This window comes from Hymenobacter wooponensis, from assembly GCF_004745865.1.
Lineage (GTDB): Bacteria > Bacteroidota > Bacteroidia > Cytophagales > Hymenobacteraceae > Hymenobacter > Hymenobacter wooponensis.
On sequence record NZ_SRKZ01000011.1, the window covers coordinates 69,165 to 89,352 of the forward strand.

At 56.7% G+C, this 20,188-nt stretch carries 19 protein-coding genes and 1 pseudogene; 8 read left to right on the forward strand and 12 right to left on the reverse strand.

Features of this window, described 5'->3' with window-relative positions:
* The first annotated feature begins 1 nt into the window (after position 1).
* The 3 genes from EU557_RS24810 (at position 2) to EU557_RS24820 (ending at position 5,012) form a co-directional block, all read left to right on the forward strand.
* Positions 2 to 2,863: an ATP-binding protein gene (locus tag EU557_RS24810; RefSeq protein ID WP_135533129.1), complete on the forward strand. Its 2,862-nt coding sequence runs from the start codon at positions 2 to 4 to the stop codon at positions 2,861 to 2,863.
* Between the two features lie 81 nt (positions 2,864 to 2,944).
* Complete coding sequence (locus EU557_RS24815) at positions 2,945 to 4,492, forward strand: hypothetical protein (protein ID WP_135533130.1); 1,548 nt, start codon at positions 2,945 to 2,947, stop codon at positions 4,490 to 4,492.
* A 205-nt stretch (positions 4,493 to 4,697) separates the two neighbouring features.
* A complete protein-coding gene (locus EU557_RS24820) occupies positions 4,698 to 5,012 on the forward strand; it encodes a hypothetical protein (RefSeq protein ID WP_135533131.1) in 315 nt (104 codons plus the stop codon).
* Positions 5,013 to 5,121: 109 nt separating this feature from the next.
* Here EU557_RS24820 and EU557_RS24825 read toward each other — a convergent pair whose 3' ends face one another.
* The 6 genes from EU557_RS24825 to EU557_RS24850 form a co-directional block, all read right to left on the reverse strand.
* On the reverse strand, positions 5,122 to 5,337 hold the full coding sequence (locus tag EU557_RS24825) for a hypothetical protein (protein ID WP_135533132.1): 216 nt from the start codon (positions 5,335 to 5,337) through the stop codon (positions 5,122 to 5,124).
* 20 nt (positions 5,338 to 5,357) lie between these two features.
* Positions 5,358 to 6,767: a Fic/DOC family protein gene (locus EU557_RS24830; protein ID WP_135533133.1), complete on the reverse strand. Its 1,410-nt coding sequence runs from the start codon at positions 6,765 to 6,767 to the stop codon at positions 5,358 to 5,360.
* A gap of 18 nt (positions 6,768 to 6,785) precedes the next feature.
* The gene (locus tag EU557_RS24835; RefSeq protein WP_073112438.1) at positions 6,786 to 7,037 is read right to left on the reverse strand and encodes a hypothetical protein; all 252 of its coding nucleotides are present in this window, start codon (positions 7,035 to 7,037) and stop codon (positions 6,786 to 6,788) included.
* Between the two features lie 100 nt (positions 7,038 to 7,137).
* Complete coding sequence (locus tag EU557_RS24840; RefSeq protein WP_135533134.1) at positions 7,138 to 9,423, reverse strand: type IV secretory system conjugative DNA transfer family protein; 2,286 nt, start codon at positions 9,421 to 9,423, stop codon at positions 7,138 to 7,140.
* Between the two features lie 48 nt (positions 9,424 to 9,471).
* Complete coding sequence (locus tag EU557_RS24845; protein WP_135533135.1) at positions 9,472 to 10,491, reverse strand: DUF5712 family protein; 1,020 nt, start codon at positions 10,489 to 10,491, stop codon at positions 9,472 to 9,474.
* Positions 10,492 to 10,497: 6 nt separating this feature from the next.
* Positions 10,498 to 11,022, reverse strand: a complete 525-nt coding sequence (locus EU557_RS24850) for a BfmA/BtgA family mobilization protein (RefSeq protein WP_135533136.1) — start codon at positions 11,020 to 11,022, stop codon at positions 10,498 to 10,500.
* A 1,010-nt stretch (positions 11,023 to 12,032) separates the two neighbouring features.
* Here EU557_RS24850 and EU557_RS24855 point away from each other — a divergent pair.
* Positions 12,033 to 12,809: a ParA family protein gene (locus tag EU557_RS24855; protein WP_149069909.1), complete on the forward strand. Its 777-nt coding sequence runs from the start codon at positions 12,033 to 12,035 to the stop codon at positions 12,807 to 12,809.
* Positions 12,810 to 12,812: 3 nt separating this feature from the next.
* Entirely contained in the window at positions 12,813 to 13,379 is a 567-nt protein-coding gene (locus EU557_RS24860) for a hypothetical protein (protein WP_135533138.1), read from the forward strand.
* 234 nt (positions 13,380 to 13,613) lie between these two features.
* Here the strand turns inward: EU557_RS24860 and EU557_RS24865 are convergent, their stop codons facing one another.
* From EU557_RS24865 to EU557_RS24880, 4 genes are all read right to left on the reverse strand, one after another.
* A complete protein-coding gene (locus EU557_RS24865; protein ID WP_135533139.1) occupies positions 13,614 to 14,594 on the reverse strand; it encodes an ATPase in 981 nt (326 codons plus the stop codon).
* Complete coding sequence (locus tag EU557_RS24870) at positions 14,594 to 14,821, reverse strand: hypothetical protein (protein ID WP_135533140.1); 228 nt, start codon at positions 14,819 to 14,821, stop codon at positions 14,594 to 14,596. The genes EU557_RS24865 and EU557_RS24870 overlap by 1 nt, the downstream gene beginning before the upstream one ends.
* Before the next feature lie 150 nt (positions 14,822 to 14,971).
* Positions 14,972 to 15,478: a hypothetical protein gene (locus EU557_RS24875; RefSeq protein ID WP_135533141.1), complete on the reverse strand. Its 507-nt coding sequence runs from the start codon at positions 15,476 to 15,478 to the stop codon at positions 14,972 to 14,974.
* A gap of 54 nt (positions 15,479 to 15,532) precedes the next feature.
* The gene (locus EU557_RS24880) at positions 15,533 to 15,934 is read right to left on the reverse strand and encodes a hypothetical protein (RefSeq protein WP_135533142.1); all 402 of its coding nucleotides are present in this window, start codon (positions 15,932 to 15,934) and stop codon (positions 15,533 to 15,535) included.
* A 273-nt stretch (positions 15,935 to 16,207) separates the two neighbouring features.
* On the opposite strand from EU557_RS24880, the gene EU557_RS24885 reads away from it, so the two are divergent.
* Both EU557_RS24885 and EU557_RS24890 read left to right on the forward strand, forming a co-directional pair.
* A complete protein-coding gene (locus tag EU557_RS24885) occupies positions 16,208 to 16,681 on the forward strand; it encodes a DUF1905 domain-containing protein (protein WP_135533143.1) in 474 nt (157 codons plus the stop codon).
* Between the two features lie 723 nt (positions 16,682 to 17,404).
* On the forward strand, positions 17,405 to 18,538 hold the full coding sequence (locus EU557_RS24890) for a replication initiation protein (RefSeq protein WP_135398488.1): 1,134 nt from the start codon (positions 17,405 to 17,407) through the stop codon (positions 18,536 to 18,538).
* Positions 18,539 to 18,700: 162 nt separating this feature from the next.
* Here the strand turns inward: EU557_RS24890 and EU557_RS24895 are convergent, their stop codons facing one another.
* Entirely contained in the window at positions 18,701 to 18,889 is a 189-nt protein-coding gene (locus tag EU557_RS24895; protein ID WP_135533144.1) for a hypothetical protein, read from the reverse strand.
* Positions 18,890 to 18,899: 10 nt separating this feature from the next.
* A pseudogene (locus EU557_RS26180) lies at positions 18,900 to 19,232 on the reverse strand (recombinase family protein).
* 104 nt (positions 19,233 to 19,336) lie between these two features.
* Here EU557_RS26180 and EU557_RS24910 point away from each other — a divergent pair.
* Positions 19,337 to 20,188 (forward strand): LysR substrate-binding domain-containing protein (locus EU557_RS24910; protein WP_135533146.1); only part of this gene is annotated, 852 nt, incomplete at its 3' end.

Below are 20,188 nucleotides of genomic sequence, written 5' to 3' on the forward strand. Positions count from 1 at the left end.
TATGCCCACGCTACGCCCTTGGCGCGAAATCGCCACCCCTCATCCCGATGTGCTTCGTGGCACCTTCCAACAAGCTGAATTTGCAGCTCACCTATATCGTGTCCACGATGGAACTGCATCGCCCGAGTACGGCGACCCGGTGAAGTTTTTTGGGTTGACTTTCATTACTGAAGGAATGCGGCTGTTGCTGCGCAACGTGGTGCAGCGGCTCACAGGTCAGGGAGGCGACCCTGTTATCCAGCTGCAAACGGCGTTTGGTGGGGGTAAGACGCACACCATGCTAGCAGTGTACCACTTGGTTCGGCGCGCCGATGGGAAGGTGGCAGCGGGCGATTTACCCGGCGTGTCCGCGATTCTAAATGAATTGGGAGTAACTGATTTGCCCCACGCCCGCGTCGTGGTGCTGGATGCCGGCCATCTCTCCGTCGACACCCCCGCTGTTCGCGACGGGCAGCGCATAAGCACTCTATGGGGCGAGTTGGCGTGGCAGTTGGGCGGTCAGCCCGCTTATGAGCTGGTTCGTCGGGCCGATGAAAGCGGTACTGCTCCTGGTTCTGAAGTATTGATTCAACTGCTAAAGCAGTCGTCCCCCTGCGTCATTTTGATGGACGAGCTGGTTGTTTACATGCGCCAGTTCAGACCCGGGCAGCAATTCGCGGGTGGAGACTACAACAGCAATTTGTCCTTCGTTCAGAACCTAACGGAAGCAATCAAGGCAGTGCCCACGGCTCAGTTATTGGCTTCCTTGCCCGAGTCCGACCGTGAAGCGGGAGACGACCGGGCGGTAGCAGCATTGCACGCCCTAGAGCACACTTTCAACCGAATTCAGGCCCTGTGGAAGCCCGTTGCTACGGACGAAGCTTTTGAAATCGTCCGCCGCCGTCTCTTTACTCCCATTTCCGATGAAGCCGCGGCCGATGCTATTTGCCGTGCTTATGCCACTTATTACATCGAGCACCCCGGCGAATTTCCTGCCGAAACGCAGCAGGCAGGCTATTACCAACGGCTTCGGCAAGCATACCCCATCCACCCCGAGGTGTTTTCCCGTCTGTATGAGGATTGGGCCACCCTCGATAATTTCCAGCGTACCCGTGGTGTTCTGAAGCTGATGGCGCAGGTTATTAGCCAGCTATGGGCCGATAACAATCAAGACCCATTTATCCAGCCTGGCAACCTGCCGCTGGCGAGTGGTAAGGTGAAAGGTGACTTCGTCATGTACCTGCCAAACGGATGGGATGCCGTAGTGGAGCGGGACATTGATGGCCCGCTTTCAGGCCCGCAGGACATTGACAGCCGCGACCCCCGCTTTGGAGCTGTTCAGGCTGGCCACCGGGTAGCGCGAACCATCTTCTTAGGAAGTGCTCCTAACACAGCAGGGAATCAGACGACCAGGGGCCTTACGCCGGAGCATATCATGCTTGGTTCGGCCATCCCAGGGCAAACCCCGGCAGTGTACACGGACGCCCTAAAACGCCTGGCTGACCGCCTGCACCACCTGACCACTGGCAATAATCGCTACTGGTTTGACACCCGGCCGAACCTGCGCCGGGAAATGGAGGAGCGCAAGCGTCGCTTTGACGAGCTATCCGACGTGCTGCCCGAGTTGAAGCGTATCGTGCAAAAGGCCTTCGGTCGACCAGAGCCTTTCGCCAGTGTGCATGTATTCGCGCCTTCGGTTGACGTGGCCGATGACGAGCACCTACGCCTAGTGGTGTTGCAGCCCAAAGCCGCGTGTTCTCGCTCTACTCTTGGCCCAGCAACCGACGTGGCCACAGAGTTTCTAGAAAAAAGGGGGGAGAACCCGCGTATACGGCGCAACCGTCTGGTTTTCCTGGCCCCTGAGCTAGAAACGAATACCCGTCTGCTTGACCAACTCCGCAGCGTGCTCGCATGGGAATCCATAGTGGTGGATTGCAAGGAGTCACGCATCAATTTGGACCGCTTGCAGGAGCAACAGGTAGTTCGCAGTCGTGACGAGGCCCGAAAAGCCTTGGACCGACTCGTAAGAGAAGCCTATCGGTGGCTGATTGTTCCCTCTCAGGATGCCCGGCCAGGCAGTTCGCCCGGTGTGGTGCGTTGGGAGGCTCTGCAGTTGCCAACGTCCAGCGTCAACGGCCTCACGGTTGAAATAGAGCGCCTGTTGGTCGATAATGAGATGCTTTTGTCTTCGTGGGCACCCGTACACTTAGTCCGCCAGCTACAAAGCTGGTTTTGGAAGCCCGAGGAAGCGGCTGTGACAGGACGTAAAGTGTGGGAGGATTTTAGTCGCTACTTGTACTTGCCGCGTCTCCGCAATGCCCAAGTGTTGCTCAATGCTGCCAACGACGGGGTTAAAGCGGGAATGGTAGGTGCTGCTCACGCGCAGGAAGGTTCCGAGTTCAAAGGGTTGGTATTTGAAGAAAGTGCGGTGCTGAGTATCGACCATCTTCTGATAGAGCCGGCCGCAGCAAAAGCCTTCTTGGAGGCCCAACGCAACGCCCAAACCGAAGACGGTAAGGGGGGAGATGACGGGGAAGGTGGAGGCGCAGGGGAGGGAGCCGGCACTGGCAACGGCACTGGTACTGGCACTAGTGGCGGTACCGGAACTGGTAACGGTGAGAGCGGCACACCAGGCGGGTCCAAAAAGCCGCCCGTTAAGCGCTACATAGCTAGTGTAGAGTTGGGCAATGAGGATGCAAACAGCCGCTTTACGAAAATCATGGCGGAGGTTGTGCGCAAGTTTACACTCAACCCATCTCATAAAATACGACTGACCCTTGACATTGAGGTTGAATCGCCTACACCATTCGATGACGATTTGCAGCGGACAGTACGGGAGAATAGCACTACGCTGAAGCTCAATAACCACTCGTTTGAGCAGTAAAGAGTTGCACTGTCACTACAATCAAGCAAGGCTGGCATTACAATGCCAGCCTTGCTCGTTCAGAAGCCCACGAATTCTAATATGCAGCCATCCGATTTTCTGACTATTCTTAGCTTGGCATTGGCCGTATGGGCCATCATCCCAAGTAAAGAACGGAGATTCGTTCTCCTCTTTTTCTCTGTTTTCGAACTCGTTCTATTTGCCTCTGCTTTACTGGTTATCCATTACCTGATGGTGTTCGACTGGCTAACAGAAAATTGGTTTCCAGGCTTATCAGTCTTTGTTTTTTCAAAAGGCATACCTAGTAAATCATGGGCTTACATCTTGGCCCTGGTTGCCATCGTCTACCCTATTGTGAAGGTCAACTTTAGCTTTTTTGCAAAAAGCCGACTGCCAGACCTCATTAGCCTTTATGAGACTTATTTAAAAGAAGGAGAGCTGGATTTGCTCTCTAACTTCATCGCAAAGTATCACATCGATGACATTGAGCGATTCAAGAGAGGAGAATCCGAAGTCCCTGAAAAAAGTGGGAAGGACATCGTGTTAAGGCGCCGAACAGCAGCGGATGTGGCATACGAAAAGTTGGTATCCCCCAAGCGCTTACTCTTTGCTTCTTGGGTTTATGGCAACATTCTACGCAATGAAGCCTTTGTCCGGGGAGCAGCCAATAAGTACCCGGAGTTATTTGCCAAGGCTTTTAAGGGTATGCACACCAAAGAGGCAGCGGACCAAGACTTTGCGAAACTGTTTACTGGAGAGTTATTCATTCATAAGAATAAATCCTTTATCGAGGAGCTCAAAAATGTTAATAACTCTAACAGTTCTCTCGTGGATATTCAAGAGCAGTACGACATCCCCATTTTGGCGGGGCTGCTTTCGCACACTAAAGCGGCAGAAGCAAACTACGTATGGTACTCGGTAGGTAATGAAGCTGTAAAGTCGCTGAAGCACGATTCAAACCAGCGGGAGTTTCTACTTCAAGAGTACGATTCCGACTTGGAACCTGAAATGTGGGGCAAGAAGATATACATAGCAATCGTCTACTTCAACTACATGGTGAGGGAAACGATTTACCGGGATAATGGCTATCATATGTGGCTGTTCTACTACGACAGATTCGTGGCCCTGCTGGTTGAGTTTCTGCCGCAGGAGAACACGTATGAGCCGCGCTTAGAGTACCCGTCGTTTGCTCATAAGATGATTTACGAGCAATTCAGCAACATGACGGATTGGCTTGCATTAGCCCGGGACCAGGAAAACGACCATCGGGTTATCGATACGATAAGGTGCTTAGGCAAATGCATCTATTTGTTATGCCAAGCGAGCGATGATAAAATCCTGCCGCGTTTCCGCCGGAGCATGCTCGATATGGTATTGAACGCCTATTTCAAATTTTCCGATTATCCGGACAACCCGGCATCAATAACAGCCACGAAATGGTTTGAAAAGATGTTTACCTTCCCTAAGGGCACCGATTTTGGGCTCAGAGAAGTTACGGATGAGTACTTGGCTGCTTTACAAGATGCATGGAATCACTTTGATAAAGTGCCTTTTCAGTACCATGGTACAGGGGAAGCTATTGAGCGCTTCAGGGACAAGGTGCTTTCTCCGTTAGGACTTGAAGCTTAATTACATATGATGGCTGTAGCGAATTTGAGGCGGTATGTTTTCCGGTAAGTATTAACCCGATTGCCCCACACTTTTTGATGCTCTCCTGAAGGCATGAGCGAATAGAATCGAGAGATTCCAAAGTTACTCGGGCTCTAGCTATGGCAGCTATCTTTCGCTTTTGCGACAGATTAGACGACTTTAGGTAAAAAGCTACCTTGGCTTTATGAAAGCAACTCCTATCAAAACACGGTTCATCGTTGACCGGGAAGACCATCAGGGTAAACCCTTCTTTTACACCACCGACCTAGCCGAAATAATGGACCTGGGCCTGCCTCACAATGACAATTGGCATTGTACCAATGTCAAGAAAGGCAGCATTCTCACCATCGAGGGCCGTAAGTATAAAGTCATCGACATGATGCTGGTTATTCTAGACCAGCCAGAACAGGTGGACCCTAACATCGGCATCAATATGTATGGCCACGGAGAAGATTTTGAATTCAACTTTGAAGTGCGTCTTTACGTGCTGAACGCTTAATCAAACCTACGACGATGGGTGAGCTAGGTTGACTGGTATATTCTTCTCCCAACGCGTATCATTATGCCTCAACACAAAGGCCCCGTTGTTACCAACGGGGCCTTTGTGACTAATTCTGGCGCACTTTGCGACTGGGCGGGGTCCAGTCCGTCCAGGTCCGGGTGGTCTGGCAGCAGGTACACTGCATTTTCAACTCCGTGGCAACGGGCGACACGTCCAGTACCTCATCGTGGGCGTGGAGCGTCTCCTCGCCGCAAGTGCTGCACATCAGTAGCTCGGTGCCAGCTATCATATCCTCCATAAAGCTTAGCTCGTCGTCTTGCATGGTCGGGTTATTATGTAGTATCAGCGTTCGATTCCGCCGCTGTCGCGGCCGGCGCTGGGGCCGCTGCGCTCAATCGTTTTAGGTGGTTTTTCCAGCACGCTGACGGAATTACGCAACTCATCGGTGTACTTGTTGCTGCTCAGGCTCGGTATGCTGCCGGCAGCCTGCATGGCCTTATGGGTATTCTCCTGGTTCATGCCCATAATAGCCGGACTGCGCTCCACAAACTTGGCTACCTCCCGCAGGCGGGCGGCATCGAGTCCCTTGCCGTTTTCATCCAAGCCCCTGGCTACCTCGCGGGCAGCTTTGATAAAGAGCGGCTGGGCCTCCTCGTGTGTTTTGGGTACTATGGCAGCCGGGTTAGCCGTGCGCTCAGCGGCGGCCGGTACTGCGGCTTGCGGCTGCCGCTGGGGTGTCACCAATTCCTTGCCCTCGGCTAGCTGCGCCACCTGCACCGACGAAGCACGTAGCCGCCTGGCGTCTTCCAAGTCCAACGTCATGTCCTTCATGCCCGGATGCTTTAGAATCTTGTCAGCGGCCAGCTGCATTTCAATAATGCCGGGACCTTTGATGGCAACGGGGTCATGGGTAACCGCTGAAACCCGCTGGGCCAGCTTTACGCCCTGGTCGTAATTGCCGGGACCGGGCATATTGGCAATGACGTTCGCCGCCCGGTAGCCGGTCACCTCCAACTCCCGCCGGGCATCCATCGCCTTCATGGCCGGCGACAACTCCGGGGGCGCGGCGGCTAGGCTGGGGGCGCGCAGCTTCTCGGCCGCGGCTCCCGGTGCAGGCGTCGTTATCTGCTGCAACATTTCCCGGAGTGGCTTGAGGTTTTTATCGGCCTCAGCCGGGGGGTACAGCCGCACCATTGCCTCGTCACGGCTGCGGTTCAGCACTTCGGGCGAGATTTTCCCAAAGTCCACCTGGTAGCCGGCTTCCTTGCCCAACTGGGTAACCATTGCCTGCAGGGTGCGGCCGTTGCCCTCGCGGAAAGCATGCGTGTGGTTGTACTGGTCCATGTAGTAGGCAGCCCGCTCGGTGAACTTGTCCTGGTCCAAGCCCTTCAAGCCGTTCTCCTTACCCAACTGCTCCCCAATGGTCCCTAGCCGCTGCTCTATCTCCTTGTGCGGGGCATAGGTCATGGTTTCCTTGAAGCCGGTAACGTAGGTGGCCTTATTACCCTGAAACCCCCGGTCGGCCCGCGTCTCGCCGGCCCACTGGTACACGTCCTCAAAGAGCTTTTTGTGTAGCTCTTTCAGGTGGGCATGGTCGAACTGCCCGCCCTGGATGCCGCCCGACTCATTGAGCTTAGCCAGTTTGGGCAAGGCGCTATCATTCTCCACCTGCCGTAGCACTTCGGCATCCTTGATGCCGAATTTGTTGAGTAGTATCCCGTTTTCGTCGCTGAACTTGTCGTTGGCTGCCATTCGCTGGGGGCTTACGGGTTACTGCTCAGTTGCTGCCGGCGTGCCATACTTGGCCTGCAGGCGGGCGCGGTTCAACTCGTCCACCTGGTCCAAAGTCAGTTCCCCATCGACGTAGCGCTGCATCAGGGCCATTACCTCCTCGCTGGGCGCGGGGCCGTTGCTCATCAGAATAGAAACCGAGTTGGAGGCGTGGCGCTCCCGCTCCTGACGGGCGCTCAGCTGCTCGGGCGTTAAGCCAGCGGCGGCGGGGGCAAACGTAGGTACTTGCATAGAATTCTGGTAAGAGAGTGGATATCACTTAAACGAAAAACAGGGCTTAAACGTCGCTTTTTGGCTCTTTTTCGGGTTATTCAGCAGCAACTTTTACGCCTCATGCTAAGGTGTTTACGTGCAGGGCCAACGTATCCCTTACTTCCTGGCGCACCCGCATAAAGTTCTCCTGCACCGCGTCGGCCAAGGCCTTCTCCGGGTCGTCGTCTGGTCCGCCAAAGCTCACCATCGGGTGCAGGGGAAACTGCTCCCCCGTCCACTCGGGCCGGGTGATAGTACCCTGGAAAAAGGTGCTCTCGGTTTCCACCGTCTGCCCGATGAACTCCCCCTGCTGCAAGCCGATGGTATCCTGCACCCGGACGAGGTTGCGCTCCTGGTAGCTGGTACTTTGGTTGGAGCTGCTGTTGCGGCTGCCGGTACCGCCCTGGCTCGTGCCGGTGCTGGTGCTTATCATTTCCTTGTCCTCGCGGCCTACCAGCTCCGAAATGAACTTGGCCGTTTCCAGCGAGTTCACCTTGCCGAAAAACTGGTTGTTCAGGTTCGACACCATTACCTGCATCTTCTCCTTGCCGTAGGCATCCGTCATCTGGCTCAGGTCCTGCGTCATGTACACCATCGCCACCTTGTTGCTACGGGCCGTGGCCGGAATCACCTCCAGGCCGGGCACGTAGATGGTCGCAGCCTCGTCGAGGAACACGTAGCTGCGGTGCTTGCGCTGCTGGTTCATCAGCTTCAGCGCTACCGTTATTACGCACGACACAACCGGCGAAAACGTCTCCTTCAGGGTTGGGTCGTTGCCGATGCACAGCAGCTTAGGGGCTTTCGGGTCATTCAGATTCAGCGAGAAGCCTTCGCCCTGCGCCTCGTTGGGCGTCAGCACCCACACGATTTGCGGGCTGTTAATCCGGGTTAGAATCACCTGCAGCGTGCCCACTACGGCGGCTATCTGCTTCTCCGCTTTTTGCTTCACGGCAGTAATGATGGACCGGGCCAAGTCGCCACTCTCCAGGTCCGTGTCGAGCATACTTAGGACGTGCTTAAAGTCGTCGTGCATCGCCGTAGCGACGACGTGGGGAATGGTGCACAGCGCCGGGTAGTGCTTGCGGTAAAACCAGATGATGCTGGTCAGATACGCCACGGCGCTGGTATCGAAGAACTCCATCTTGCGGATGCTGGATGGATTCAGGTTGTTGATGATGGCCCGGCTATATTCCTCGGCAAAGGCCACCACGGGCATATCATCTGGTCGCAGCGGGTTCACCCGCTCACTGCGCGTCAGGTCCCGGAAGTTGATGATGTGCAGCTGTACCGGCGGCTCGTCCTGCTCCTGCTCGGCAGTGGTCAGCTTAGCCGCGGCCTTGCCCACCATGCTGCCGGCGTACTTGGCCGCCTGCTGCTTTTCTTTCTCCCGCTGGCGCTCGGCCAGAACCAACGCTTTCTGCGCGGTTTCCGCCAGTACCGGAAACTTGAAGTCGTAGATGAGGCCGGCGAAGTTCTTGTAGGCAAACTGCTCTACCATCGGCTCCCCTATCGAAAAGGTCTTGCCCGCGCCGGCCCCGCCCAGTACCAGCGTGCCCCGGTACGGGTTGGCAATGGTTATCCAACCGCCATCCGCCGTGCGGAAATAGATGCCGTCCGGCGTTTCTATCTTCTTGCGCTCGGTGGTCAGCCCGAAGGCCGGCCGCTTGGTAGTGGCCCACAACAGCCCTACCAGCCCACCACTGGCCAGCACGGCCGCGGCGGCACCCGGATACCCGAACGTGATAAAGCCGGGCGTGTAGTGGTGCATATTCAGCAGCACGTAGCCGGCAATCAGGAACACGGCCGCGCCTATTCCGGCCACCACGCGGAATGCCTTTTGGTTGATGGGCTTGCGTTTTGGCTTGCCTGGCACCGTGGCCGGGGCCTTCTGCACGAACACCAGCACGAGGCCTGCCAGCAACAGCAGTGCCCGTAGCCATACCCCGGCCGGGCCGTAGAACTTGGCTGCTTTCACCAGCAGCTTCGACTTGAACCCCTGGCCCGCCTTCGCTACGGCCTCGGCGCGGGCCACGCTTTTACTCAGCGCCTGGTCGGTAGCGTGCGTCGCAGATACGGCGGCCTGTGCGCCCCCCTCCCCTACTACCTGGCCGGCTTCGAGCTGCGCCTTGGCAATCTTGCGCTGCCGCTGGCGCTCGTTGATGGCGGCAATCCGGGCGGCTAGTTTTTCCTTGGGAGTAAGGGCCTTTATCTCGGGCTGGGTGAGCTGCACGGCGCGGGCCTGGGCTATCTCGTCACGATGAAGCAGCGTGTAATACTCGCCGCCGATGATGGCCAGCAGTAGCAGGGCGAAAATCAGCCCGACGTTCTGGGTGTTGGGTGCAGCCCTGGGTGGTTGGGTAGACATAACTGTGTAGATGGTTATTGGAAAGAATAAGCGTTTTAGGTGGTGGCGCTACATCTCAATATCAAGTTCCCCGGACGTGCGGCCTCGCTTCTCGCCGATGCTCTCGGTCTGCTCGTCGCGGCCCCGGCCGGAACGGACGGCCTGTTGCAAGGCGCGCAGGGCACTGGTGGCTGCTTGCTGCTGCTGGGGCTGCTCCCGGCCGGTGGTCAACAGGTGGTACGCGTTATCAATGGGCTCCCCCGCCTTCGCCCGGCGTTCGACGGTAGCCAGTGAACGGTAAAAGGTCTTATCGTACTCGCGGCCCTGGGCTATCTGCTGCACCCGCGCCGGGTCAAGCTGCTGCGCCTTTGGCACCTGCTTGTTCAGTACCCCTACCCGCTCTCCAATCTTGGCGGCGCGGCTGGCATCGCGGCTGGCATCACGCGGCTTGACCTTCACCTTTTCGTGCTCCTGCGCGGTGTAAGTAAACTGCTTCTCGAACTGCTTGCCCGCCTGGGTCTGCCAGTTGATTAAGTCGAACCGCTGCCGGCGGCCGGCGGGGTTGAGGCTTATCTTCTGGCTCCGGTCGCGGGCGCTCACGATGACGTGAATATGCGTTTGCAGGCCGGACTTCTTCTCGCCCGTCTGAGCCTGGCCGGCGGCCACCTCGGGGTCAGTGCCCCGGTAACTCCTATCCTGGTGGATGGTGGCCCCCCAAACCAAATCCTCACTGCCCAGTTGCCGCCCTTCCTTTAGCTTAAAGTTGCCGGCGTACTGCTCCATCACTGCCCGCGTGTAGGCTTTCAGCTTCTGTTTGTCGTTACCGATATGCTCCAACTCGTCGGCGCTGGGACTAATCACTAACGAGTAAAATTTGGCATCATCCGCCCGCAATCCCTTCACGTTGGTGTCGATTTCCTGCATCAGTTCTGCCGCCTCTATCCCGTCGCGGTCAGCCCCAAAAAACGTTGCTGTCTGCCCATCTTTAGCCGCTTCCTGCTTCAGATAATTGAGCGTCTGCGCGCTGCTGCCGCTGTTATTATAAGCGGCTTTACCGTGCGTCGAAGGATTGATTAGCTTAACGTACATGCTGGCTTAGCTGCTCGGTTCGGTATACTTTTTCCCCGACTGCCCCTCCCCTACTTTCTTGCCTGAACCAACGGGCTGAGCACCGGCCAGAGCCTCTTTCAGCTGCCGCTCTACGGCCTCGTCATTCTGCTGCCGTAGCTTCTTTAATGTCTCGCGGTGCGCCGCCAACTGGCCTTCGCTGAGTAGGCTCAACTGGCCATTCAGGTTGTTTACCAGGATTTCATTCATCCGTAAAACCCGCTCCAGCGTGATACGGGACCGAAGCATTTCTTCCAGCATCGGGAGCAGTAAGCTGCGCTCTTCCTCCTGCATATAGCTGAAAACCCGGTCGCCTAGCTTCTTCACCTGCTGCATTATTAGCTGACCCTCGCGGGCCACGTCGTCCGCTGGGTTGAGTTGCCGGCCTGTGAAGTAGTCCAACGCCGCCTCGGTGTATTCACCAAGACTCATTTTCAGCCGGGTGGCGGCTTTCGCGGCGGCCCTATGGCTGGTTGCATTTACTCGAATCTGCGGCTTCTGCTCTTTGGCCATTTCTACAGCTGAAACAGTGGCTAAAACTAAGGTTCAACGATAGTGTGTGAGCAAACACATATTGTAAATCAGAATGTTATGCTATATAATCACATAATTTCAGCTTTGCTGAAATATAAGCAACACGAATACAAGGCTTTAGTGCTGTATTTGTGTTACTCTTCTTGCTAAAAAGAAGCGAACGAATATCATTACGGCTTTGCCTGCCCGATGTTGTCTACGGCCGTGAAATCACCATCTGCCATTATTGCTAAGACTACCGCTAAGCTACGAGTTAGAATTACTACCCCACGGCTTGGACTGGGGCTCTCCTTCTTTTCTGATGCGCCACCTTCTATTTGATATGTTGCACCAGTTGGGCTATTGAGAGAAGAGCCTGCCTGGCCTTTTACTATCCGCTCCCCACCTTTCTGCCAGAAACCCCTTGGTAACGCTGTAATCCCTTTTTAATCATTCTCTCACTACTTCACCACTTCGCTACTTTAAACAATCCTCTGATTGCATCTATTGCATCAGCATTCGCTACCTCGCTACTTAACTACTTCGCTACCTATAAAAGTCAGACATCAAGCTGTAGTCTAATTTTTTCGCTACCTCGCTACTTAACTACATCGCTACCTGTAAAGGCCAAATGGTTGGCAACATACTATCTAATGTTTCACTACTTCACCACTTGGCTACTTCGCTACTTATAATACCAATGCATTATCTTTTCTTCACTACTTCGCTACCTGACTACTTCGCTACCGATGCTGTATCAACATTCTCATTTGTTCGCTACTTCACCACTTGAATACTTCGCTACCTTTAACCATCATATTTAATTCGCTACTTCACTACATCGCTACTTAACTACTTAGATTTATCGCTACGTCACTACTTAACTACCTCGCTTCGTCGCTACCTCGCTACTTCGCTACATGACTACTTCGCCACTTTTGCTGTATGTTTGTGCAACCCGCCTGACTGACCACCCGGCGCAAAGTTCATTAACCCTAACCAGTAAACCCATGCCCAAAATTATCAGCTTTGCCACCCAAAAAGGCGGCTCCGGTAAATCAACCCTGCTACTCGTGCTTGCCGCTCCCCTGGCCACTGAGTATGGGCTAAAGATTGCCGTTCTGGATTGCGACTATCAGCAGAGCATCGTCAAAACCCGTGCTCAGCTGGACGCGCACAATTTGGCTAACCTTCAGAAAACCGACCCGGCGGCTAAGTACCCCTACGATGTATTCCCGCTGGCCCTGGATAAGATTTTCGAGTTCATCGACAATCCCGATAATCAGGACTACGACCTTATCATCATCGACGTACCAGGCCGAGCCGATGGCGACGATGTTTTCAACGCGCTGACGGCCTGCGACGCGGTAATTGTGCCCCTGGTATCGGATTACCTAGACCGCGCCTCTACGGCGGAGTTTATGGGCATCCTGGAAGCTATCAAGCAGTCTGCGGAGGAGGCCCAACTGGATTTTCAATATTTCGGCCTTCCAACCAAGCGCGTCGCCGGCCGGCGGGAAGAAAAGGACATGGATGAGTACATCGACGGGCTGGGCCTCTCGCGCCTCAACTCCTCCCTGGGCCTGCGCACTGCCTACAGCCGGGCCTCGACGCTCTATAGCTTGCTCAACCCTACCTACCGCACCTACGCTGGCGGCAACAAAGACACGGATGCCGAAATACGCCGCGTGTGTGAGGAACTGATAGAACGCCTGGGCTTGCCCCAGCGCAAAGCCGGGAGCCAGCTCAGCGAGTCGGCCGATACGTCAACCACTAAAACCAACTAAGCAATGGGCATCGAGAAACCGAAAATCGAGCCACGGCAGCGTATTCCCGTTTCTGCTGAGCGACGGAATCAGGCCCGGGCGGGCATGGATGGAGAGCTAGTCAAATCAACCAGTGCCACGGCTGCTGACGCTGCGCCGGCGGCTGTAGCCACCCCTGCAGTAGCCCCACTGGCTCCGGTCGATGCTCCGGTGCCTACGGAGCCAACGCCGGCCCCCGTAGCGGCTCCTGAACCTGTAGCGGCATCGACCAGCCAGTCAGCACCGCCTGTTCAGGCGATGGCCACGGTGGCCCCCACGCTGCCGGCAGCCGCTCCAATGGCTAGCCCCGCTGCGCGGCCCCGGCGTGGGCGCAAGCCGGCTGCCCCGGATGCCGTGCTGATGGAAACCGAACGCTCGGTGAAAATCCCGGAAAGCGTGTGGAATGAGATTCGGCTGGCGCTGGTGCTGCTACCTAAAGGGGAGGATAGTCCGGTCAGCATAAAGGCGTACCTGGTCGCCGCCCATCGGCATTACGAAGCGCAGTTGCGCAAGCAGGGCAAGCTACCGGCTAAGCCAGCGGAAAGTAAATAGCGTAATTTGCAGCACTGGTTAGGGGTAAGTCGTCGGTTTGGTCGCCGGCACTTGGCTTCTCCTTTCTGGCGCTGTAGCGCCAACCAAGGGCAGTTCTTACCAGGGCTGCCCTTGTTGTTGGAACAGCAGTAAAAACCTGCTTTCTGAGGTCAATGCACCTCCTGACATAGAAGAGCCCCGGCTTGGACAAGCCGGGGCTTTTTGTTGATGCACTTGAGTAGAGGAGGGGAGAGGTCAGCGCTCCTGCTGGTCCTGACCACGCTCAGTTGCTTGGCTCTGCCCGGCTTCCCGCGCCTGGCCTGGGGCCTGGCGGCGCTGCTGGTCTTTCGCGCTTTCCATCACTTCACTACCAGGCTGCCGGTGCACCGCGTCAAGCGTGGTGCTGATGCGCTCTAGCTCCGGGCTTTTCAAGCTGTACTGCACGTTCAGGTAGCTAACCCGCTGGCCCTGCTCTGACGCTGCAGCGGGCTGCACGTCGCTTACTTGTGCCCCACTCATGCGAACGGCCGCTTGTACCGCCTCGGCCTGGCCGCGGGCACCGGGTGCCCGCGCTGCTTCGGTAACCCGGATAGTTGCCTGCTGCACGTCCGCTGCCGGTTGAGCTAACAACTGGTTAACCCGCTCCATCCGTTGGACATGGGTCACGACACCCTTCACCCACTCCGGCGGCGGTGACTGCAAAGGAGCTATCAACCCCTTTTCAATGAGCGCCCCCGGCTGAAATGGTCGGCTGGTATTGTCTATCAACTCGATGCGGTCAAATTCCTTATAGTTCTGCTTTAGCAGGGAAAGGGACTGGTGGTACCGCTGCTCGATGATGGCCGGGGGCACGTCGTGCCCGCCCTTGGCCACGCGGCTCAGTACCCGGTCCTGGCACTCGCGCACCGACTCCAAGCTGACGTACACCAACTCAACGCGGTAGCCGGCTGCTTTCGCGCCATGAATCAGCTTGTAGTCGTTGGTCTGGGCCAGGTTACTCTCGACCGAGAAAGAAACCCTGCTGTCACGTAGCTCTTTGATGCGCTGGGCGGTCATCGCCTCCACGTCAAAGCCGCTGAGTTGGGGGTTCTGCTGTTTCAGTACGTCGCCGTTCACCTGTTCCACCGATGGACTACGAGCCGCCATTGCGTTGAATAAGGTGCTTTTCCCCGCGCCGTTTGGGCCGGCGAACACATAGAGTACTGGTTGCTGCTCCACCGGCCGCGCTTCGCTCACTAGGCTCCTACAGCGTCAAGCAGTAGCCGGCGCGTCTGTGGCTGGGTCAGCGAAACCTCGTATATCTCACCGGTGGCAGGGTACTCATGCACGTAGCGGCCTTGCTCGTCCCGGTAGGAGAGGAAGGTATTCGCGGCAGCTGCCTCAGCGCGCAACTGCTCCCCAATGGATTTCTGAAACTCCGGCGTCGTCAGCTGGGCGAGAAAGTTGGTTACTGGGGAGTTCATGGCAGGAGGCAAAGGGTACACGAATATAACGCAAGCGCCGGTAAAGTAGTGGCATTGTCATCAAGAAAATGAGCGCAGCAACCGGCCAGCAGGCACTGAAAGAGGGGAGGGGCAGTGGGGGAAAAAGGAAGGGATGCCCCTGCGACTTACCTACTGGTCACGCTGCTCGTCGCCGGGATGCTCGGGGTACTCCTCGCTGTCTTGGTTGTCGTCCGGCTCCTCCTGGGGAGGGTACTCCGGTATCCAATCCTGCGCGGTGCCGGTGGCGACTTCCGCGGTCTGGCAGTTGGGCACAGGTTGCGCAGGCTGCTGCGGGGGCTGGGGCCGGCGTGGCTCCAACTCGCGGCCGAAGAAATGGCCTAGCGTTACGCCGGGTGCCTGCTTTTGGTACCATTCGGGCATTTCGTCCGGCTGGCAGATTACGCCCAAGTACCCGTCGGCGTGGAAATAGGCCCGCACGACGGCTGGACCAAAGCCGTTCATGTGAATATGAACGCGGGAGCCGATTTCAGGCACGGCCGAATCTCCCGACCAATCGAGGTTGATTGGCAGGCTCAGGCGGGTTGGATAGCCCAGCCACTGCGGGCAAGGGGTCACGGAATTCAGCCACTGGCAGGGGCTAATCTGGGGCTGCTTCGGCGCGGGGGTAGTATTCATAGCGGTATATTTCCTATTGAGAAAATCAGATTGGGAGCTATCCGGCTGCTGGTGCTAGGCTGCCTGGGCAAGCTGGCTGCCGAAAACGCAGTGGGCGCGGGGGTGCATCTTGTGGGCACGTCGGCTGCCGGGGTGGAAGGGCTGGGTCACGAGGCCGATAAAGCCGGCGGCGTGGCAGTATCCCAACACCTTCACCGTTTCGACCTTCCCGCCTTGGTTGGCACTTACCAGTTTGCCCACTGCGGGCACCGGCTGCTGGGCCGACCAATGCAGCCCGCCCGGCAAGGCTTTCAGGCTGGGCACGGCGGTAAACTCGGGCGTGGCCAGGCGCAGGTGGGCCGCTTCCTGGCGGGCCTGCTCAGTTGCGGCTTTCTTGGCGGCGTGGGTGGCGAGCATTTTAGCCAGACGAGCGGCGGGAATGCGGCGGGCGGGGCGGTACAGATTGGTGCTTTTCATGGCTAAAGGGGCGTTTTATTACGTTGTTGCTTATACTTATTAAACGTAACAGGCGCACTCTAAGTTGCAAAACATACATTTATAAACGCATGTTTTACTAGTGTTGTTCAGCCTTTTTTCCCCCACTGCCCCAAGTAGGCTAGTGTATGGTGGTATTGGTTTCATTGTGGCTTGGACCAAGAGTTGACGGACCGTGGCCAAGTGAAAGATTTTGCCCAATCCTCCATCCTGGTTGGCTGGCAACATTTCCCCCGTTCTGGGGGTCTTGGTAGCATGAGCTACATCGTGAGAGACCAAGAGTTGGTGCTTCAGCACTGGCCGGGCAAAGGAGCCTGGACTTATCACCTTATCATCCCGAACTCGCGTGATATTCCCGGTACGTGGGGTCACATCAAGGTGTCGGGCACAATAGATGACTACACGGTTGAATCACGGAATTTGGCCCCGCGCAAAAATCAAGACAAAATGCTCTCCGTGAATGCTGCCATCCGCCAGCATTTGGGCAAGCAAGCTGGCGACACGGTGCGCGTCACGCTCTATCGCGAGCCTAACCCAGTATTGGTCCGCGAAGCCGCAGTACTAGCTTGCTTAGACGACGCCGGCGTGTTGACGTCATTTAACGCTCGGAACGCCAAAGACCGACGAGCTTTATTGCACGAGGTGTTTTCTCAGCCGGACGCCACGCGACAGGAAAAGAAAATCCTGGCCCTGATTGCTATGCTTGGCTTGCAGAGTACCACTGGGTGAATTCACGAGAAGTGCAGTTTCAGCAGGCAGTGTGGCCGCTCATTCAACTTTTGGACTAAAGTTTTAACTAAATTCCATGGGGTAGTGAATGCCGCACCCGTTCTTGGCTTCATCGGAGAATAGCTAAAACTTGCCCTGTGCGCGACTTGGCGGCTGGATGGTAGCAGCGCTACTTGAACGGCTGCGGGTTGATTCTGCAGCCTCTTGAGGCACTAATTCAGCCCTTCCCGGCTCGGCTGGCCTCCATTGGTAGTGGGTTAGTAATTGGAGAAGTAATCAGGGAGTATAACAGGAAGTAGGTGATAGCAGAAAAAGGTAATTAAATCTTGAAAAAGTACAACGCGTTTTTATTCGCGTATATGCTTTTTTGGACTGTCTTGTTTTGTTGATTCTCGACTTGTCCACACAGTTTTATACCCTAAATGCTTCTCGTTCTCGCGTAACAAGGTTGTAGGTTATTTTAAGAAGATGGTAAGGTAAACCCTAATAGTAACTAATAAGGAGTAAATCGAATAAACCTGCTTCTTTAAGGTAATAAACCTGCTTCTTTAAGGTGAGTCTGAGTGAATAAACCTGCTTCTTTAAGGTAATAAACCTGCTTCTTTAAGGTAATAAACCTGCGCACTTTTACACAAGCTGGTTTTTTCGCCGTATGTTTCGGCCTGATATCACTGGATGAGGCAAAAGTGTCTCTGGTGGCTGCAACCGTAACCTATCGGCTAGATGTTAGGAAACCGACTACCCCGCGTTACCCTGCCCGTTCCCATGCTGGAACTAGACCTGCAGTATGAGCCCGAAGCGCTGGCGCGGGTCAAGCAGCATTGGGCGGCCACCTTCGCCCACCAGCGCAGAATTTCCGTGTACGGCAAGCGCATTATGGCGCGGGTGATGGAGCAAATCAAGGAAGATGACTTGCAGTTGCGCGACTACTATCAACTGCGGGTTTCCTCCGTGGTCGAGGGCACCGACATTGATACGGACACGGCGTATTCCTTCCTGAAAAAAGCTATCTATGAGTTGGCCCACGTCACTTGGGAGTTCGAGAGCCTGGACGGGAGCGAGTGGTACATCCGCCACCTGCTGGATACGACCAAGGAACGGCGCGTAGGCTTCAAGGATGGCATCATTACCATCATTCTCAACCCGCAGCTCGCGCCTTATTTCGTCCAGATTGCCGGTCAGTACTCGACCTACAAGCTGGATGGCTACATGGGCCTGCATAGCTGGTACAGCATGCGGTTCTTTGAGATACTATCCGCGTTTCGGGATACCGGCTGGTGGGAAGTGTCGCTGGAGGAATACCGCCTGCTCATGGACTGCGGCCAGGAACTGGACAAGTATGGCTCCCCCAAAAAGGACCGGAAAGGCAACCCGGTCATGAAGCACGCCGACACCAACGAGTTGATTAAGAAAACGGTGCTGGGGGCACAAAAGGAGTTGGAAAGAACGCCCTGCGCCTTCGTCTACAATCCTATCCTGGAAGCCAACCGGGCGGGCCGGGGCCGGAAAAAGATTGTGGGCCTGCGCTTCGAACTGCTGCACAAGCAGTCTACCGTTATCCCGGCCTCGTGGCTGGCCGACGAAATCTTACGCCCGGTTATCGACCGGCTGCGGGAATTCAAAGTTACCGACCGCAACATCGCGCTTTACCTCAAGGTGATGGAAGTAGTCGAAGCCCGCAAGCTGCTGCGGGAGTGGCAACTCAAGGAGAACAGCCAGAAGAAGATTGACGACAAGCAGAAGTATTGCAACGCCGTTTTCGTCCGGGTCGGCAAGCAAATCAGTGAGGAAAAGAAGAAGGATGCCCTACTGGCCCGGCAGGTGGTACAAGCTGCCCTGGGGTTTGATAAAAAGTAGCTAACTCATTCAGTTGCTTCTCCCATCTTTTGCATCATTTGATTTCGCCGACGCTTTCGAACTGCTCTGCCAGTTATTAATGCAGCCCTTAGCCCTGCCTCTATTCAGGGATAGAGCAAAGGGTAGCCACTGTTGGCCTTGGTTAAAAGTTTGGTACAAAGGTTAAACGGGCGGGGCCGCAGGAAACTCCCAGTCGAAGGCAAAAAGGGCCTCTAAATCGAAGGGGAGTGAATCTTTTAGGGCGTCGTCCGAGAAATCGAACTCGCCGTGGCAGATTGATGTGCTGCCAGCTCGCCCGTGAGCTGGCAGCACATCAATCTGCCACGGACTAGCGCTCGGCCGCCGGGGCATGAAGCAGCTACTAGTTGGGACAAAGGCAATTCCAACAGACGGTTACGTTCTGCACCAGCCGTTTGCAAGGGCCTGCTTGCGTGGGTGGTCGCATGCCCGCCGTCGCCCGCTCATGGATACTCTCGCGGCCATACCCAGCCAGCGCGGCGAAGAGGCCCAAGACCGACCGTCCGGCTGGGGTGGCCGTATCGATGCCTGGGTCCAGAGCGACGAAGCGGACCTGCCGGGCGTGCAGAGCGGCCACCACCTACGTGATGTGGGCGCTGTTGCGGCCCAGCCGGTTCAGGCGGGCTAAAGTCACCGTGTCTCCGGCACGCAACGTGGCCAGCCGCTCGGTGAGCACCGGGCGCTGTGAGCGTGCCGCTGATTTTTTCCCAAATCAGGCGGTCTACGCCCGCGACCTTTAGTTGTCCATATCAAAATGTCACATCTGCGTACTTTGCCGCCATGTCCGATTTCCGTCTGCGCGTATTTGCCGCCGTGGCCCGGCACCTGAGCCTGACCAAGGCCGGCCAGGAGCTGTTTGTGAGCCAGCCGGCCGTCACCAAGCACATCCGGGAGCTGGAAGCACAGTACGGCCAGCGCCTGCTGGAGAGGCGCGGCAACCGCGTGACCCTCACCGAGGCCGGCCGCCTGCTGCACGCCCACGCCGATGCCGCCGCCGCCGCCCAGCAGCAGCTGGAAGACCAGCTGCTGGCCCTGCGCGACCCCGACGAGGCCGCCGGCCGCCTGCGCCTGGGGGCCAGCACCACCCTGAGCCAGTACGTGCTGCCGGGCCTGCTGCCCGCCTTCCAGGCCCGCTACCCGCAGGTGCAGCTCTCGTTTCTGAACGCCAACTCCGAGCGCATTGCTGAGGCCCTGCTGCGCGGCGAGCTGGACCTGGGCTTCGTGGAGGGCCGCACCAAGAGCCACGACCTGCACTACGAGCTGCTGCTGCCCGACGAGCTGGTGGCCGTGCGCCGCGCCACACCCGGCGGCCCGCCCGCCGCCCCGCTGCCCCTGGCCGAAGCCCTGGCCCACCCGCTGGTGCTGCGCGAGCGGGGCTCGGGCACGCTGGAAATCCTCGAATTTGCCCTGCGGGCGCAGCACATCAAGCTCAGCGCCCTGCCCGTGGCCATTTACCTGGACAATACGGAGGCCATCAAGCGCTACCTCGAAGCCGCGCCCACCGCCCTGGGCTTCGTGTCGCGCCGGGCCCTGGACCGCGAGCTGGCGGCCGGGCTGCTCGAAATCGTGCCCATTGCCGGGCTGCACCTGGCCCGGCAGTTTGAGGCGGTATCGGTGCAGGGGCAGCCACTG

Bases quoted from the DNA above. Each gene is read 5' to 3' on its own strand.
- EU557_RS24810 (WP_135533129.1), top strand. From the start codon at position 2: ATGCCCACGCTACGCCCTTGGCGCGAAATCGCCACCCCTCATCCCGAT.
- EU557_RS24815 (WP_135533130.1), top strand. From the start codon at position 2,945: ATGCAGCCATCCGATTTTCTGACTATTCTTAGCTTGGCATTGGCCGTA.
- EU557_RS24820 (WP_135533131.1), top strand. From the start codon at position 4,698: ATGAAAGCAACTCCTATCAAAACACGGTTCATCGTTGACCGGGAAGAC.
- EU557_RS24825 (WP_135533132.1), bottom strand. From the start codon at position 5,337: ATGCAAGACGACGAGCTAAGCTTTATGGAGGATATGATAGCTGGCACC.
- EU557_RS24830 (WP_135533133.1), bottom strand. From the start codon at position 6,767: ATGGCAGCCAACGACAAGTTCAGCGACGAAAACGGGATACTACTCAAC.
- EU557_RS24835 (WP_073112438.1), bottom strand. From the start codon at position 7,037: ATGCAAGTACCTACGTTTGCCCCCGCCGCCGCTGGCTTAACGCCCGAG.
- EU557_RS24840 (WP_135533134.1), bottom strand. From the start codon at position 9,423: ATGTCTACCCAACCACCCAGGGCTGCACCCAACACCCAGAACGTCGGG.
- EU557_RS24845 (WP_135533135.1), bottom strand. From the start codon at position 10,491: ATGTACGTTAAGCTAATCAATCCTTCGACGCACGGTAAAGCCGCTTAT.
- EU557_RS24850 (WP_135533136.1), bottom strand. From the start codon at position 11,022: ATGGCCAAAGAGCAGAAGCCGCAGATTCGAGTAAATGCAACCAGCCAT.
- EU557_RS24855 (WP_149069909.1), top strand. From the start codon at position 12,033: ATGCCCAAAATTATCAGCTTTGCCACCCAAAAAGGCGGCTCCGGTAAA.
- EU557_RS24860 (WP_135533138.1), top strand. From the start codon at position 12,813: ATGGGCATCGAGAAACCGAAAATCGAGCCACGGCAGCGTATTCCCGTT.
- EU557_RS24870 (WP_135533140.1), bottom strand. From the start codon at position 14,821: ATGAACTCCCCAGTAACCAACTTTCTCGCCCAGCTGACGACGCCGGAG.
- EU557_RS24875 (WP_135533141.1), bottom strand. From the start codon at position 15,478: ATGAATACTACCCCCGCGCCGAAGCAGCCCCAGATTAGCCCCTGCCAG.
- EU557_RS24880 (WP_135533142.1), bottom strand. From the start codon at position 15,934: ATGAAAAGCACCAATCTGTACCGCCCCGCCCGCCGCATTCCCGCCGCT.
- EU557_RS24885 (WP_135533143.1), top strand. From the start codon at position 16,208: ATGAGCTACATCGTGAGAGACCAAGAGTTGGTGCTTCAGCACTGGCCG.
- EU557_RS24890 (WP_135398488.1), top strand. From the start codon at position 17,405: ATGTTAGGAAACCGACTACCCCGCGTTACCCTGCCCGTTCCCATGCTG.
- EU557_RS24895 (WP_135533144.1), bottom strand. From the start codon at position 18,889: ATGCCCCGGCGGCCGAGCGCTAGTCCGTGGCAGATTGATGTGCTGCCA.